General features: G+C 48.4%; 12 protein-coding genes. 6 read left to right on the plus strand and 6 right to left on the minus strand.

Going from position 1 to position 13,594, the window contains the following annotated elements:
- Positions 1-99 precede the first annotated feature (99 nt).
- Positions 100-987 (minus strand): hypothetical protein, encoded by an 888-nt coding sequence (locus tag H7A02_08710; GenBank protein ID MCP5172331.1) that lies wholly within the window; start codon positions 985-987, stop codon positions 100-102.
- 431 nt (positions 988-1,418) lie between these two features.
- On the opposite strand from H7A02_08710, the gene H7A02_08715 reads away from it, so the two are divergent.
- Positions 1,419-2,069 carry a TetR family transcriptional regulator gene (locus tag H7A02_08715; GenBank protein MCP5172332.1) on the plus strand — a complete coding sequence of 217 codons (651 nt, stop codon included), beginning with the start codon at positions 1,419-1,421 and terminating at the stop codon, positions 2,067-2,069.
- Between the two features lie 468 nt (positions 2,070-2,537).
- On the opposite strand, the gene H7A02_08720 is transcribed toward H7A02_08715, so the two are convergent.
- On the minus strand, positions 2,538-3,872 hold the full coding sequence (locus tag H7A02_08720; GenBank protein MCP5172333.1) for a wax ester/triacylglycerol synthase family O-acyltransferase: 1,335 nt from the start codon (positions 3,870-3,872) through the stop codon (positions 2,538-2,540).
- Positions 3,873-4,289: 417 nt separating this feature from the next.
- Between H7A02_08720 and H7A02_08725 the strand changes: the two genes are divergently transcribed.
- Both H7A02_08725 and H7A02_08730 read left to right on the plus strand, forming a co-directional pair.
- Entirely contained in the window at positions 4,290-5,159 is an 870-nt protein-coding gene (locus tag H7A02_08725) for an SDR family oxidoreductase (GenBank protein ID MCP5172334.1), read from the plus strand.
- A gap of 63 nt (positions 5,160-5,222) precedes the next feature.
- Entirely contained in the window at positions 5,223-5,984 is a 762-nt protein-coding gene (locus H7A02_08730) for an enoyl-CoA hydratase/isomerase family protein (protein ID MCP5172335.1), read from the plus strand.
- A gap of 18 nt (positions 5,985-6,002) precedes the next feature.
- Here H7A02_08730 and H7A02_08735 read toward each other — a convergent pair whose 3' ends face one another.
- From H7A02_08735 to H7A02_08750, 4 genes are read right to left on the minus strand one after another with little or no spacing between them, the layout of a single operon-like run.
- Positions 6,003-6,590, minus strand: coding sequence for a nucleotidyltransferase family protein (locus H7A02_08735; protein MCP5172336.1), 588 nt, complete (start codon positions 6,588-6,590; stop codon positions 6,003-6,005).
- Positions 6,587-7,600 (minus strand): XdhC family protein, encoded by a 1,014-nt coding sequence (locus tag H7A02_08740; protein ID MCP5172337.1) that lies wholly within the window; start codon positions 7,598-7,600, stop codon positions 6,587-6,589. The genes H7A02_08735 and H7A02_08740 overlap by 4 nt, the downstream gene beginning before the upstream one ends.
- Positions 7,601-7,658: 58 nt before the next feature.
- Positions 7,659-9,869, minus strand: coding sequence for a xanthine dehydrogenase family protein molybdopterin-binding subunit (locus tag H7A02_08745; protein MCP5172338.1), 2,211 nt, complete (start codon positions 9,867-9,869; stop codon positions 7,659-7,661).
- Positions 9,869-10,327, minus strand: a complete 459-nt coding sequence (locus H7A02_08750) for a (2Fe-2S)-binding protein (GenBank protein MCP5172339.1) — start codon at positions 10,325-10,327, stop codon at positions 9,869-9,871. The genes H7A02_08745 and H7A02_08750 overlap by 1 nt, the downstream gene beginning before the upstream one ends.
- 207 nt (positions 10,328-10,534) lie before the next feature.
- Here H7A02_08750 and H7A02_08755 point away from each other — a divergent pair, with 207 nt between their 5' ends.
- The 3 genes from H7A02_08755 to H7A02_08765 all read left to right on the plus strand — a co-directional run bounded on the left by H7A02_08755 (position 10,535) and on the right by H7A02_08765 (position 13,197).
- Positions 10,535-11,413: an AraC family transcriptional regulator gene (locus H7A02_08755; GenBank protein ID MCP5172340.1), complete on the plus strand. Its 879-nt coding sequence runs from the start codon at positions 10,535-10,537 to the stop codon at positions 11,411-11,413.
- 52 nt (positions 11,414-11,465) lie between these two features.
- A complete protein-coding gene (locus H7A02_08760; GenBank protein MCP5172341.1) occupies positions 11,466-12,500 on the plus strand; it encodes an alpha/beta hydrolase in 1,035 nt (344 codons plus the stop codon).
- Positions 12,501-12,765: 265 nt separating this feature from the next.
- On the plus strand, positions 12,766-13,197 hold the full coding sequence (locus tag H7A02_08765) for an ester cyclase (protein MCP5172342.1): 432 nt from the start codon (positions 12,766-12,768) through the stop codon (positions 13,195-13,197).
- Positions 13,198-13,594: the final 397 nt, after the last annotated feature.

Genomic DNA, 13,594 nt, shown 5'->3' on the forward strand with positions numbered 1-13,594 from the left:
TGCCGTTTGAGTTTCTCGATCCTTGATACACTCGTCACAGCTCACCTTATTTCGCCATGCTTCAACAAGTGCGCCGCAACCTGGAAAACCGCGTCAACATTACCTGATCGCGCCTTTCCAGCCCCTTTCCAGAAGGCCATAACCAACAGCACCGTCGTCGCGAACATAGCGGGCAAAACCCTCTTCCAAAAAATACCCGTCAAAAGGCCAGTGAGCAGCCGAGCATCGACTCGCCGTCAAGTTATACGAACGCCCCTTATCATCAGCAAACACTGTCTTTGCTCCGAGAGTACGTCCGGCAGCATCTATTTCCAAATCGAAAGTATCGGTGACAACATCATGGAGCTCGCCATCACGCCAGATCCAGTTCATATCAATCTCACCCTTTTCACCAATATCAAAACGACCTACCGCTATCGACATGCCATCTTCAAACACTGCCCAGATCAATTTATGGCCATTAAAAATGCTCCAGTTTCGGCGCCCTACCGCATGATCCCGGTTACCGAACCCGTTAATCTGATAAGGCTGCTCACGGTAAGTCATCAAACCGGAAACCCTTCCCGCCTGCTCCATATGCGCAGAACCAGGCCGTGCTTTGATATGCTGATTACCATCGACAACGGGGTGTATCGATTTCCAGTTAACATTGACATTCAAGCCATAGGCTTCATCTGTATATTCAAGTTGGTACTCATTTAAAAGCTCCAATGCCATTACTGTAAAACCGGCACAACTCAAGCCGGTATCAATATTGCCTTCAGGGACAGGCTGGTTGTAATAAAGTCTGCTGTAAACTTCCCTGTCGTTATTGACAATGAGAACACTTAAATTGGCATTACGCTGGTTATGAAAAATGCCGAGCCTCAAAAAAATGGCGATATCATTAACCGGATCAAGAATATTGAAATAAAAACTTTCATTTAAAAAAGGGTCTGTTCCAAACGGTGCACGAAGAAAATCATCTTCAGGCCTGATCTCTTTCATTTTTATCTCCGAAAATACAGCCTTGCCATTATTCAATGGCTATCATTATGCGATACGAATCGTTGACCACATCGTCACTCAGTAAAGAATGATCGCTACTGTTCATTTGAGCAATAACAGAAAATGGTATAGCTGGCGCTGCTCTTTTAGTCTATCTGTCTCAGACAGCAAACTTACTAGATTGAAGCAAGCAAATATTAATGTAAACTGACAGCAAATTCAATCTCAGAAAACAATCCTCGGACCTGCCTCTCTCTGCCCGACAGTTTCCGGATATGCCATTCCCGCTGTATCACTGCCAGCATAGTGCAGCCTTCCGATGTTATGTATACTTGCTCCCGTCACAATGTCGCACTTCCCTTTTACCGGGGATAAAAGGAAAGCGGAACTGCGGCTTTAACCGCGAAATTCCAAGGGTCATTTATCACAAAATGTCTATATCAGAACCCCGTCGCAAACTCACCCAGGCAGAACGAATTGCCATTTCAGACAACAATATGCTCCAAGCTGCATCCGAGTTAATTCTTGAAGTCGGCTCTGCCAACACCACCCTGAAAGAGGTGGGTGAACGAGCCGGATACAGCCGGGGGTTAGCCAGCTCACGATTCGGCTCAAAAGAGGCCCTGTTCCTTCGTTTAATTGTCTTGCACAGAGAAATTTGGGCAGAAGCCATCGATAAGCATGTCCAGGACAAAACCGGCCTTGCTGCCATTATGGCGAGAGTTGATGCTGTCGAAGAGCTTTTCCTTCAGGAGCCAGATACTATTAAAGCTATCTATACTCTCTGGTTTGAATCTGTTGGACGCACATCTTCCATGCGTGAGCAGCTGATGAAGTTCCATGAGGAAACTCGTTCTGCTATCGCCCATCATGTTCAACAAGGCATAGAGAGTGGCGAAATACTACCGCACGCCAACCCCCGCCTATTTGCAATCGATTACTTTTCCCAGATTTTTGGCTGCATCTATCAATGGCTGATATCTCCCGAAGAGGTTTCTTTTTCCGACTCCATCAGATCACTGAGAGCACTCTGCCTATATGCCCTAACCAAAGCAGAGTCTGATTACAAGGACCATAACTGATCGAAAAAGTGGCGGGTGAACCGGTATCCAGCGCTGGCGCTTCCGGGTGATATTTAGTCTCTAACTTGAGTGTCGACAAAAGCGTTAACCTCTGCTCTCGACGAGGCATCATTTACGGTTATTTATCCCATCATCGCCTCCATTAGGTTCGCCGCATTAGCTGCCTACTATGCAGGATATCGAACCCAAAGCGCTTTATTAACGACTTTATTTCCGGTGTATGGGCCAATATTGTCTGCAGCACGTTAATCACTTTTGGAATGATATTGCTGACTGACTGCGTTCTTGAATACCGCAGCTACCCAATGGCAGCCTTTTCCCTAGCAGTGACAGAAGCAAAAGGGCTACGGAAAGCCCTTTTGCGAATGACTACGGTAGAGCACCTGTGGTCTGTGTTTGGATATCTGCGGGCAACATTATCTTGCAGACCGAACCGTTTGGGCTCACGCAGACATCATTGATCATGCATCAAACGCCATGGAACCCCAAAGCATATTCAAGCTCATCCAGCGCCTCTCCCGTTGCTACGGCTATCTTCTGCATACTGGGAACTGCCTCCCGGCAGGCGGTAAATCCCACAGCAAAACGACCAGCATAACTCAGAAAGGTTATGTTTAGCGCCTGCCCATCGGTAATTAATGAAATGGGGTAGAACGCCTCCATACGGGCACCCTCAAGATACAGTGCTTCTCTAGGCCCCGGCACATTGGAAATCACCACGTTATAAACCGGAGGAAACAGGTCTGCCGTGTTCGTCGCCACCTGGCCAATAAAAGGCGCCATGATCAATGTGCCGAAAAGCTCACGCGAAACTCGGGAAGGCAAGGCCTTAAAGCGGTCCTTGGCCAAAGTAGTCGAGCGATGAATCGCTTGCAGCCTCTCCACAGGGTCACTGATTTCCGTATGCAGTTTGGCAACAACAAAAGAAATGGCGTTTCCAACCCCCTCTCCCTCTCGAACAGAAACGGGCAGCCCTGTTGTCAACGATTTCTCTGGAAGCTCGCCTCTCTCAAGAAAATAATCCCGCAATGCCCCGGCACAGATATTCAGTACAACATCGTTGATAGACACATTTGTCTTCTTCGCGATTCTGGAAAGGCGATTGAGATCATACAGCTGGGTTGCCACCCGCCGGGAAGCCTGCAAACGGCTATTCAGCAGTGTTCTCGGCGCCATAAAAGGCACTGCATTATCCGGATCCTGGGACAACATCATTTCACCCACAGCCCCGGTCAGCTTAGTGATATCCGACAGCTTGAAACTCAGTTTCTGCGCATTGGGCTTTTTTCTGTCCCGCTTGGGCGGAACTTCCCAGAATGCAGGCACTTTCCTGTCACTGGGACTGGTCGATAAAACACGTTCCAATAACCGAATAGCACCCATGCCATCTATTTGCGAATGATGCAGTTTGAGAAAAATAGCGAACCGGTCATTCTCCAGCCCTTCAATCACATGCATCTCCCAGAGGGGGCGGCTGCGATCGAGGGGATGTGAATGCAGGCGAGAAGCCAGAACGCCCAGCTCGCGCTCCCCACCAGGCTTGGGGAGAGCTGAGTGACGCAAATGATAATCCAGATCTATCTGGTCGGGCGACAGTGTTTCCCAATCAAGGATAAGGCCCGGTTTTACCCGCAGGTTAAACGGCTCTGCAAATTTTCGCGACTCTCGCCAACGTGCAACCAAGCTACTCAGAAAATCTTCAGGTGCGCTTTTAGGCAACTCCCATGTAGTCAACATACTCACGTGCGAACCCCGTGAAGCGTTTTCCATTAACAGGAAACCTGCATCAGCCATCTTCATCATATTGGCGATTCTCCCTTTAATTAGTATTGTTATTCAGTACCCCTCAACACCATAAAGAGGGGTCAATTGTTTGCTCAGCCCGGTCGGTTAGCTATTTCAGCTATCCCATTAGCCAGCGGCATTGCCTGTTTGATAAACACTCGCCGATAAGCTAAACACCAACTTCGCCGTTGATAAAGTATTGTGCATGCCTATTGCGTAATTAATGAGTTGTTTGGGCCCACTGAGGAAAAAAGGTAACAAATGACAAAAATCATGAAGCACAACACAACACATGGAATCTTTACTTGCACCCTACTATTATGTTCCCCCTGTTTTGATATTGATAAACGAGTAAGCACTGTCTTGTTAACGATGGCCTAAATCCGATAACAGCACCAAACCCATAAAAGACCCTATACCCTGGAGGAAATCATCATGCCCTATCAATCCGTTTTTGCCCCTGGATTATTCAGCGGACAAACCATTATTGTCACAGGCGGCGGTAGCGGTATTGGCCGCTGTACTGCCCACGAACTTGCCTATCTGGGCGCTAATGTTGTCATCACCGGACGCAGTGAAGACAAACTGATGTCTGTGGCTGAAGAAATCAGCACAGATGGCGGAGAAGTGACCACACTTGTCTGTGATATTCGGGACGAAGAAGCTGTTGGGCAAACCATTGATGCGGTAATTGAGAAGTACGGCACAATCAACGGGCTGGTAAATAATGCCGGCGGGCAATATCGAACCCCGATGGAAACTATTTCCACCAAAGGGTTTGAAGCCGTTGTGCGTAACAACCTGACCGGTGGTTTTATCTTTATGCGAGAGGTGTATACGCGCTGGATGAAGGCAAATGGCGGCGCCATCGTCAATATGATTGCTGATATCTGGAACGGCTGGCCGGACTTCGCCCACTCGGGAGCCGCGCGGGGCGGAATGCTCACACTAAGCGAATCAGCGGCATGTGAGTGGGCTGCCGCCAATGTCCGGGTTAATACTGTTGCGCCCGGGGGTATTGCCTCCAGCGGCTTCGATACGTATCCGCCGGAAATTCTGCCGAAACTCTACGAATATGAAGAGCGAGTACCGCTGCAGCGCTATGGCACTGAGTCAGAAATCTCCGGCGCCATCGTTTACCTGTTATCCCCGGCTGCTGCCTATATTACCGGCACCTGTATCCGGGTAGATGGTGGCGCACCCAACGCCAGACAAACCTGGACCCTGGAAAAGACAGCAGGCAATGAACCATTCCAGGGCTTTCATCGAGCGAAAATGCCGGAAGTATTAAAACGTAAAAAATAAAAACCTTTCGGGGCAAATACTGGCATTTGCCCTTCCACTTCTGTAGCGATGAAAAAGGATTCTATGTCATCTCAAAATATCCGACTCAGCATCGACGGCCATGTAGCCACCATATGTCTCGAAAACCCTGAAAAGCATAACGCCCTTGCCGCCCAGGACATTGCTCATTTCGTTTCACTTCTAAACGAAGTTGAAACCGACAAAGATATTCGCGCTTTGCTTATTACATCCTCAGGCGGCAAAACTTTCTGTGCAGGCGCTTCATTGACAGAACTGGGCGGCGGCAGTTTGAACGGTGAAGGATTTGAGGTATTAACCAATAGAATCGCAGCCACCGCCATACCCACCATCTGCGCAATCAATGGCAATGCCTACGGTGGTGGTGCAGAGATAGGCCTGTGTTGCGACTTCCGTATCGGCTTCAAAGAGATGCGAATGTTTATTCCGGCAACCCGCTTCGGACTCTGCTATCCCGTCAACGGGATCCAGCGCTATGTTCATAAACTCGGCCCGGATACAGCTAAACGTTTATTGGTTGCCAGCGAAGAACTCAATGGTGAAGACTTGCTGGCCGTCGGTTATCTCACACACATCACCGAGAAAGACAATGTCCAGGCAAAGGCCATAGCAATGGCTCAAGCTATTAGCCAGCTGGCACCCATTGCAACTAGAACCATGAAAGCAATTTGCGATCAAACAGCATCGGGCAACCTTGACCTGGAAGAAACAACTACTCTGATCCAGCAGTGTAATCAGTCAAATGATCTTCAAGAGGGATTAATTGCCGCCAGAGAAAAACGTACGCCGGTGTTTAAAGGAAATTAATATGGGGAAACTCACTCGTTAACAAAACGTTTCGCTGATGATTTCCAAATCTTCGGGGGTGTCAATATCCATGGCGGCTTCCGGCATCTGAATGTCGCAGATATCAAGCTCAGGGTTATATAACAACACCTTTGCCCCTCGATCACCCTCAAGCTGAGACAGCATTTTGAAACAGGTTTTATCAAACACCGCTGGCACTCCGCGCTTCCCTGCATAAAAGGCACAACTGATCTGTGCACTTCCGGACGCTGCACATAATACCTGCAAATTTTCCGTAGTGATGGCAACCTGATCGGCTAATACAATCAGCAACTTATCTACCTCATCAGATAGTTTCGACACACCAAAGGCGATGGAATGACCCAGCCCTTTTTGCCAACCCTGATTCAACAGCAACGGTACCCTTGTCAGTATACCTGACGTCTGGGCAGCTCTGATCTGCTCATGCCAGGCACCGGTAACGACCGCTAGGTAAATCGGTTTTAGCGCAACGGCATTAGCCACGACGTATTCAAGTAGCGGCTTTTCTTTAATCTTGGCCAACAGCTTGCAACCACCGTACCGGCTGCTCGCTCCGGCAGCCATCACCAGAACACCCAACCTCACGCAGCGAGGCCGTGCTTCATCGAAAGCTGCTCACCTTTGTACAACACTTGGTGACATTGCGACAAAATAGACAGAGCAATACTTTCCGGTAAATCGCCACCAATATCGAAACCCGCTGGCCCGTGTAAATGACAACGCAACAGCTCTTCCTTTAAGCCCGCCTGCCGCAACACTTGCTGCTTGCGGCTCAGTGGACCCAACAAAGCAATGTAACCCAGAGATCCATCAAGCTGTGCCAAAGCCGCTGCGTCCATTACAACGTTATGAGTCATTAATATCGCCGCATCAACTTTGGCTTCAGCAACATAACCGGGTAAGTCTTCAACCGGGCATTTCAACAGCCTGTCAGCCTGCATAAAATGCTCCTTCCTCGCGTTAGCTGGGCGAGGGTCCCATATTGATACCATCCAACCCAGTTGTTTGGCAATCGCCAACAAGGGCTGTGCATCTACCCCGCCTCCCACCAGAAGAACATGAGGCTCTGGTCGCACAGCAGTGACTAACCAGTCAACACCATCGCGACTAGTTATACGGGACCTTGCCTCAGAAAACTGGCCCGCGGTTGCTAATTCAGAGAACGCCCGACTACTCTGCTTTTCTTCAGGTATACACTGGTAATACATACTGGTTTGACGCTTTTTAAGACGATGCAGAACGCCCCCAAGACCCAAATAGTCACTGGCCGCGGTGATTGGCTGAAGCATCAAATAGACTTTACCACCACAGCCGATTCCTAGATGAAAGGACACGTCGTCCTCATCACTACCGTCATAAGTTAGCGACACTGAATCACCCGATTGCATCACCTTGCGCGCATGAATCTGAATATCGGACTCCAGACAGCCACCACTAAGTAAGCCAAACTGCTGGCCCAGACTATTAAACAACATCATAGCCCCTGCCTTTCTATAACAGGGGCCCTCTGTTTTATAGATGGTACCCAGTACCCAATCGCAACTATCTCGCTGTGGGTACCAATGCTGCAATAAAGACAAAAGTTGATTAGCCATAGTTTCAGCCTCGCTGTATCTGCTACCGCCTGGTTAAACGTCTCGTCAACTTAAAATCTCAAGACATTTTAATTGGTAACTGATCAAATTCCTGCCCGGTTAAAGCATAAAGTGCATTAGCTACGGCTGGTGCGATGGGCGGTACACCTGGCTCACCAACACCCGTTGGCGCTTCTGCCGAAGGCACAATATGTACTTCCACTTCTGGCATTTGATTGATGCGCAACACTTGATAATCATGGAAATTTGATTGCACTACACGCCCTTTATCAATGGTAATTTTGCTCACCAATGCCGGCGAAAGCCCAAAACCAATACCACCCTCCATTTGAGCCCTGATCACGTCCGGGTTTACAGCGACCCCACAATCGACGGCGCAAAAAACCTTTTCAACCTTAAAGCTGTCTTTACCTTGCAACGAAACCTCTGCAATTTGGGCAACATATGTATGAAAGGACTTGTGTAAAGCAACCCCCATCGCGTGACCTTCCGGCAACGCTTTACCCCAACCTGCTTTTTCTGCAACCAGCTTCAATACCCCTGCATAGCGCGGTTCATCTTTTAACAGCTGCAGGCGCATCTGAACCGGGTCTTGTCCAGCAGCTTTGGCCAGCCTGTCAAAAAACACCTCAGTTGCAAAAGCGGTATGAGTGTGACCTACCGAGCGCCACCATAAAACCGGCACAGGGTTTCTCACAATATGCGTGTCAACGTACAGATTAGGAATGAGATAAGGCAAGGTTGAGGCACCCTCAACCAGTGTGGCATCCACACCGTTTTGGACCATTCCGGCAAAAGGGCTGCCTTCCATAATTGATTGGCCAACAATAGTTTGCTGCCAGGCAAGCAACTTGCCGTCTTTATCCAGGCCAGCCTTTACTTTATGAAAACAGAGTGGTCGAAAATAACCTGCCTGCGTATCATCTTCGCGAGTCCACACCAACTTCACAGGCACTCCCGGTTTTTGCTTGGCGATATTAACTGACTCCAGAATATAATCTGATGTCGTACTGGCGCGGCGACCAAAACTGCCTCCGGCATACAACATGTTGATCTTTACCTGCTCCTGTTGTAACCCCAGCAATTGAGCAACGGCCATTTGATCAAACGTCTGAAGCTGCTCACCATTCCAGATTTCGCAACCATCTGCAGTTACCTGAGATATACAATTCATTGGTTCCATCGCAGCATGGGCCAGATACGGAAACTCAAAACTGGCTTCAATCACCTGCGCCGCACCGGCTAGTGCATTTGCTGCGCTACCGTCATCCCGAGCAACCGCACCCGTTTTTTCAGCTACGGCTTTATATTCGAGCATCAGCTCGTCACTGCTCTGTTGCATGGCAGCAGATTCGTCCCAGCTTATTTGTAACGCTTCACGCCCTTTATTAGCGCTCCAGAAGTCTTTTGCCAGAACAGCAACACCAGAAGGAATTGCTACAACATCAACAACCCCTTTCATCTGCAAGGCTTTTGCTGCATCAAAGTTTTTCAGGGTTGCACCAAAGCGAGGTGGATGTGCTACCAAGGCAGTTAACATCCCCTCCAGCTTCACGTCCTGAGTAAATACAGCGCTGCCATTCGTTTTTCCGGTATCTTTGCGGGGTAACGATTGGCCAATAAACTGAAATTCTTTTGGATCTTTCAGCGTTATGTCGGCAACCTCAGGCACGGGCTGTTCAGTTGCCAGCAACGCTAGCTCGCCAAAGCTGGCTTTTTTAGCTGAAGCGGCATGTTGAATAACACCCTGACTAACCGTTATTTCTTCCACAGGAACAGCCCACTTCCTGGCAGCTGCCGCAACTAACATAATTTTCGCCGCTGCGCCCGCATAACGCATTTGCTCATAGGAGTTAGCAATCGCTGAACTACCACCCGTACCTTGGGCTCCCCAGCGGAGGTTTTTATACAACTGCGTATTGGCTGGCGCACCTTCGGCGACAATTTGGCTCCAGTCAGCATCCAGCTCTTCAGCAACCAATGTGGCCAATCCGGTGAAAGAGCCCTGCCCCATCTCCAGATGCTTCATCATGACATAAACCGTGTTATCCGGACTTATCCGAACAAACGCATTTGGCTCAAACTCGCCAACGCTATTAATTGTTCCTTTGTGCGCACCAGCAACTGCCGAAGAAGAAAAATTCACACCCAGCGTTAAACCGGCTGCGCCTACAGCCATCATGCGCAAAAAACCGCGGCGATCGGTTGTCAAAGTATCTTGTTTCGATTGAAAAAATGGCTGCTCCTGCCCCGAATTATTTGTAATCATTACCCTAACTCCTTAGCAGCAGATTTAATGGCATTACGAATACGGGGGTAAGTCGAACACCGGCATACATTCCCCTGCATGGCGTTATCAATATCCTGATCCGTCGGATGAGGGTTGGACTCCAATAACGCCGTCGCGGACATAATCTGGCCAGATTGACAGTATCCGCATTGAGGAACCTGTAATTCCTCCCAGGCACTTTGAACCACCTTGGCAACTTTCGATTTCGCGCCTTCGATCGTTGTTATCTGCTTGCCAGCAACTGCCGAAACCGGAACAGAGCAGGATCGTATTGGCTGCCCTTCCAGATGCACGGTGCAAGCACCACACACAGCCATACCACAACCAAACTTGGTTCCCGTCAGCTCCGTATGGTCGCGAATAGCCCACAAAAGAGGCATATCCGGATCGACATCCAGAACACGGTCAACGCCATTTACCGTTAAGGTGACAGACATAACAACTTCTCCTGATTATTTAACTGGTGCCTTTGGGTATCGGGTTATACGCCACAACCCAACCGTACTATGCGCTTAATGAAATAAAAATCGTTATCGGTATCATCCAAACCATTTGCACAAAACTACAAAATTTAACGTGTAAGATGGCAAAAGGCGGATCAATCCTGCCATAATCCTCGAATAATATATAAAGCCGAGATAACAATGCACACAGATTCCGAGCTTATTCAAGTACTGGAGCGACTCAGCTCCCGTAACGGCACCGGCCAAACCGCTATTACCGGGCTGTCGCTTTACCACTCCAGCCAATCGACAAACCGCCAACCAATTGTTTTGTATCCGGCGATATGCGTCGTCGCGCAGGGCCACAAAAACCTTTATTTTGGGGACTACACAAGGAGCTATAACGCAGACAACTACTTGATAAACTCCGTCACCATGCCCGTAGAAATGGAGATCACAGGGGCTTCCGAAGATAAGCCGTATCTAGGCCTGAGTCTCGAAATTGACAGCTATCTGGTCAGCCAGCTGTTGATCGATATGGGGAAATTCGATAACAACTCTCGAACTCTGGCGAACGATATCATTGTTTCTACTGCTATCAATGATCAGCTGGAAAACAGCTTCGTGCGCCTGCTGAAATGCCTGGAGAGCGATATGGATCAGGAAGTGCTCGCACCAGCTATCAAACGGGAAATTTTTTATGAAGTACTAAAAGGCCTCCACGGCAATCTGCTGAGAAACTGTGTCGCGCACCATGCCGGAGCCAACCGGATAGCGCCCGTGGTCCACTATATTGAAAAGAATTTTCAACAACCGCTTGATATTGACACGATTGCCCGCTACGCCGGTATGAGCTCATCCTCGCTCCACGATCACTTCAAACAGGCAACCTCCATGACACCCATGCAGTTTGTCAAAAGCCTTCGTTTACATCAGGCTCACTCGCTACTGTTGAGCGGCAACCCTGTCAGCGAATCATCCTACAAGGCAGGCTACAATAGTCCGTCACAGTTCAGTCGCGAGTTCAAACGTTTTTTCGGCAATACTCCCAGTGATATCCAATTGCAAGCTTCAGGCTAGCAACCCTGTTCCCACCACGACCTACCCCGACAATTATCGGTAAGGACTTACCATGCATAACAAAAACAATTCGACAATTACGGAAAAAACCCTGAAAACCGCGCGTCACACAACGTTCTATCTTGAAGCCGGCCCTGAAGACGGCCCATTGATCATTTTTATCCACGGCTGGCCGGAGTGCTCCATGAGCTGGCGCCATCAGCTACCCTTTTTTGCTGAAAAAGGGTTTCGCGCCATTGCGCCGGATATGCGAGGGTATGGTCGTTCCAGCGTCTATTCTGAGCACAGTGATTACCGCCAGGAACTTATCGTGCAGGACATGATTGAGCTGATCGATTCACTAGGTTATGAAAAAGCTATTTGGGTCGGCCACGACTGGGGCAGCCCTGTTGCCTGGAATATTGCCAGCCATCACCCGGAACGTTGCCACGCCGTGGCCAATCTCTGCGTTCCCTACGCAACTGTTGAATGCGGAATAGATACGCTGATAGGCCTCGTAGACCGCTCAATCTACCCGGAAGATGAGTTCCCTGCCGGCCAGTGGGAATATATGCGCTTTTACGAAGAGAGCTTTGATAAAGCCACAGAAGAGATGGATGCGAACCCTCGCAACACCATAAAAGCCCTGTTTCAAAAACGTTTTCCTGATGAGTTCGGTAAACCGGCTTTTACCGCTTACATTCGCCAGATAGGTGGCTGGTTCGAAGGCGGAGAAGCACCTGATGTACCAACAGATACCGATATTATCAGTGACGAAGAGCTGGACGTTTACGCCAAAGCTCTGCAAAAAAATGGCTTCTTTGGTCCGAATTCCTGGTACATGAATCACCAGGCCAATGCCGATTACTATTTGCAGGCAAAAAATAATGGCAGCATCGACATGCCTGTACTTTTTATTGCTGCAGAAGACGATAGTGTCTGCCAGGTCATTGGCTCTCGCCTCGCAGAGCCAATGCGACAAAAATGCAGCCAATTAACTGAAACTGTTCTCGCAACTGGTCACTGGATGGCGCAGGAAAAACCAGGCGAGGTTAATCTCGAGCTAAGTAAATGGCTAGGCCGGGTAGCCGAAACCAGTCACTCCTAAACTACAAAATGGCCCGGCCCCTGATGTCATTATTGGCGCAGAGGCTGGGCAACAATCTCTCAATGGTTGCCCGAACAGCTTCTTGCCCAATAGTTGTTCAGATTTTCTGAAAACGCTGTACACACAAAGGGCCCCAAACACTCAGACCCTGCCTCACAACCTTGTTTTGTCTCAAAATGGCACTTGATGTCGCACCATGCCATCGCTATATCGCTGAGTCCTCTCCAGAATCACTACTGCCAATATGAGCTATCGGGAGATCAATGTGAATCTGGAGTGGGAGAGCAACTGGTTAAAACAGTTTGATAATAACCTCGAAAATCTGATGGCAAACTACCCCGAAAGCTTTGAATACGAAGACCTCATCTTTGGTATTCGCATAGTAAACGACAAGAATAAGCTACGCGCCCTATTTGCCACCATGGATAACACCGACCCAAACTCATCCAGGCATTACTTTGAAGCCCTGCGTTACCACGGAGATAACAACGTCGGCTGCATAGAGTGGGGTTGGAAAATGGAACACAAAACGGATTTTCTGGGTTTACCAGCAGTGGGAAAAACCACCTATGTCACTGGTATGACTGTGCATAATTTTGTCGAAGGCAAAATCACGCTGGAACGAAGTATGTGGGATACCGGATGCTTGATGCGACAACTTGGATTGAAGGCCCCGGATCCACAGTTCGTTATTTAATTTCGTAAAACACACTGCAAACGAGTAAAACTCAATAACAGAGCACCCAAAAGACGAGTAAGACGCGCCAACCAAAGCGAAAATAAGTCATACTCATTAACTGCGATTGATTAAAATCAAAAATAGCGACGAACCGCACAAAAACTCTTTTGATTGTTAAAAAAATTCACTATATTATGCGATAGCACGGATTTTACGTGCTCATGGAAGGACGACTTATTTGTTAAAGAACGAAATCGTGATTTTATTTTTAAATGAATTTAATTTAATAAAATGATCGCAAGGCATTAAAAAATGTCGCAAATAGCAACCTTATGTCGCAATTTGCCTCTTCAACAGTAGTCGAATCGGTATAGTTTTAACCCGCTGATAAATGAGAATCATCTCCAACCAGCTA

The sequence above is a fragment of the Pseudomonadales bacterium genome (assembly GCA_024234435.1).
Taxonomy (GTDB): Bacteria; Pseudomonadota; Gammaproteobacteria; order Pseudomonadales; family Porticoccaceae; genus JACKOF01.

Excerpts from the sequence above, each read along its gene's own strand:
- H7A02_08725 (MCP5172334.1), top strand. The coding sequence starts at position 4,290 with ATGCCCTATCAATCCGTTTTTGCCCCTGGATTATTCAGCGGACAAACC.
- H7A02_08740 (MCP5172337.1), bottom strand. The coding sequence starts at position 7,600 with ATGGCTAATCAACTTTTGTCTTTATTGCAGCATTGGTACCCACAGCGA.
- H7A02_08745 (MCP5172338.1), bottom strand. The coding sequence starts at position 9,869 with ATGATTACAAATAATTCGGGGCAGGAGCAGCCATTTTTTCAATCGAAA.
- H7A02_08715 (MCP5172332.1), top strand. The coding sequence starts at position 1,419 with ATGTCTATATCAGAACCCCGTCGCAAACTCACCCAGGCAGAACGAATT.
- H7A02_08750 (MCP5172339.1), bottom strand. The coding sequence starts at position 10,327 with ATGTCTGTCACCTTAACGGTAAATGGCGTTGACCGTGTTCTGGATGTC.
- H7A02_08720 (MCP5172333.1), bottom strand. The coding sequence starts at position 3,872 with ATGATGAAGATGGCTGATGCAGGTTTCCTGTTAATGGAAAACGCTTCA.
- H7A02_08710 (MCP5172331.1), bottom strand. The coding sequence starts at position 987 with ATGAAAGAGATCAGGCCTGAAGATGATTTTCTTCGTGCACCGTTTGGA.
- H7A02_08760 (MCP5172341.1), top strand. The coding sequence starts at position 11,466 with ATGCATAACAAAAACAATTCGACAATTACGGAAAAAACCCTGAAAACC.
- H7A02_08755 (MCP5172340.1), top strand. The coding sequence starts at position 10,535 with ATGCACACAGATTCCGAGCTTATTCAAGTACTGGAGCGACTCAGCTCC.
- H7A02_08730 (MCP5172335.1), top strand. The coding sequence starts at position 5,223 with ATGTCATCTCAAAATATCCGACTCAGCATCGACGGCCATGTAGCCACC.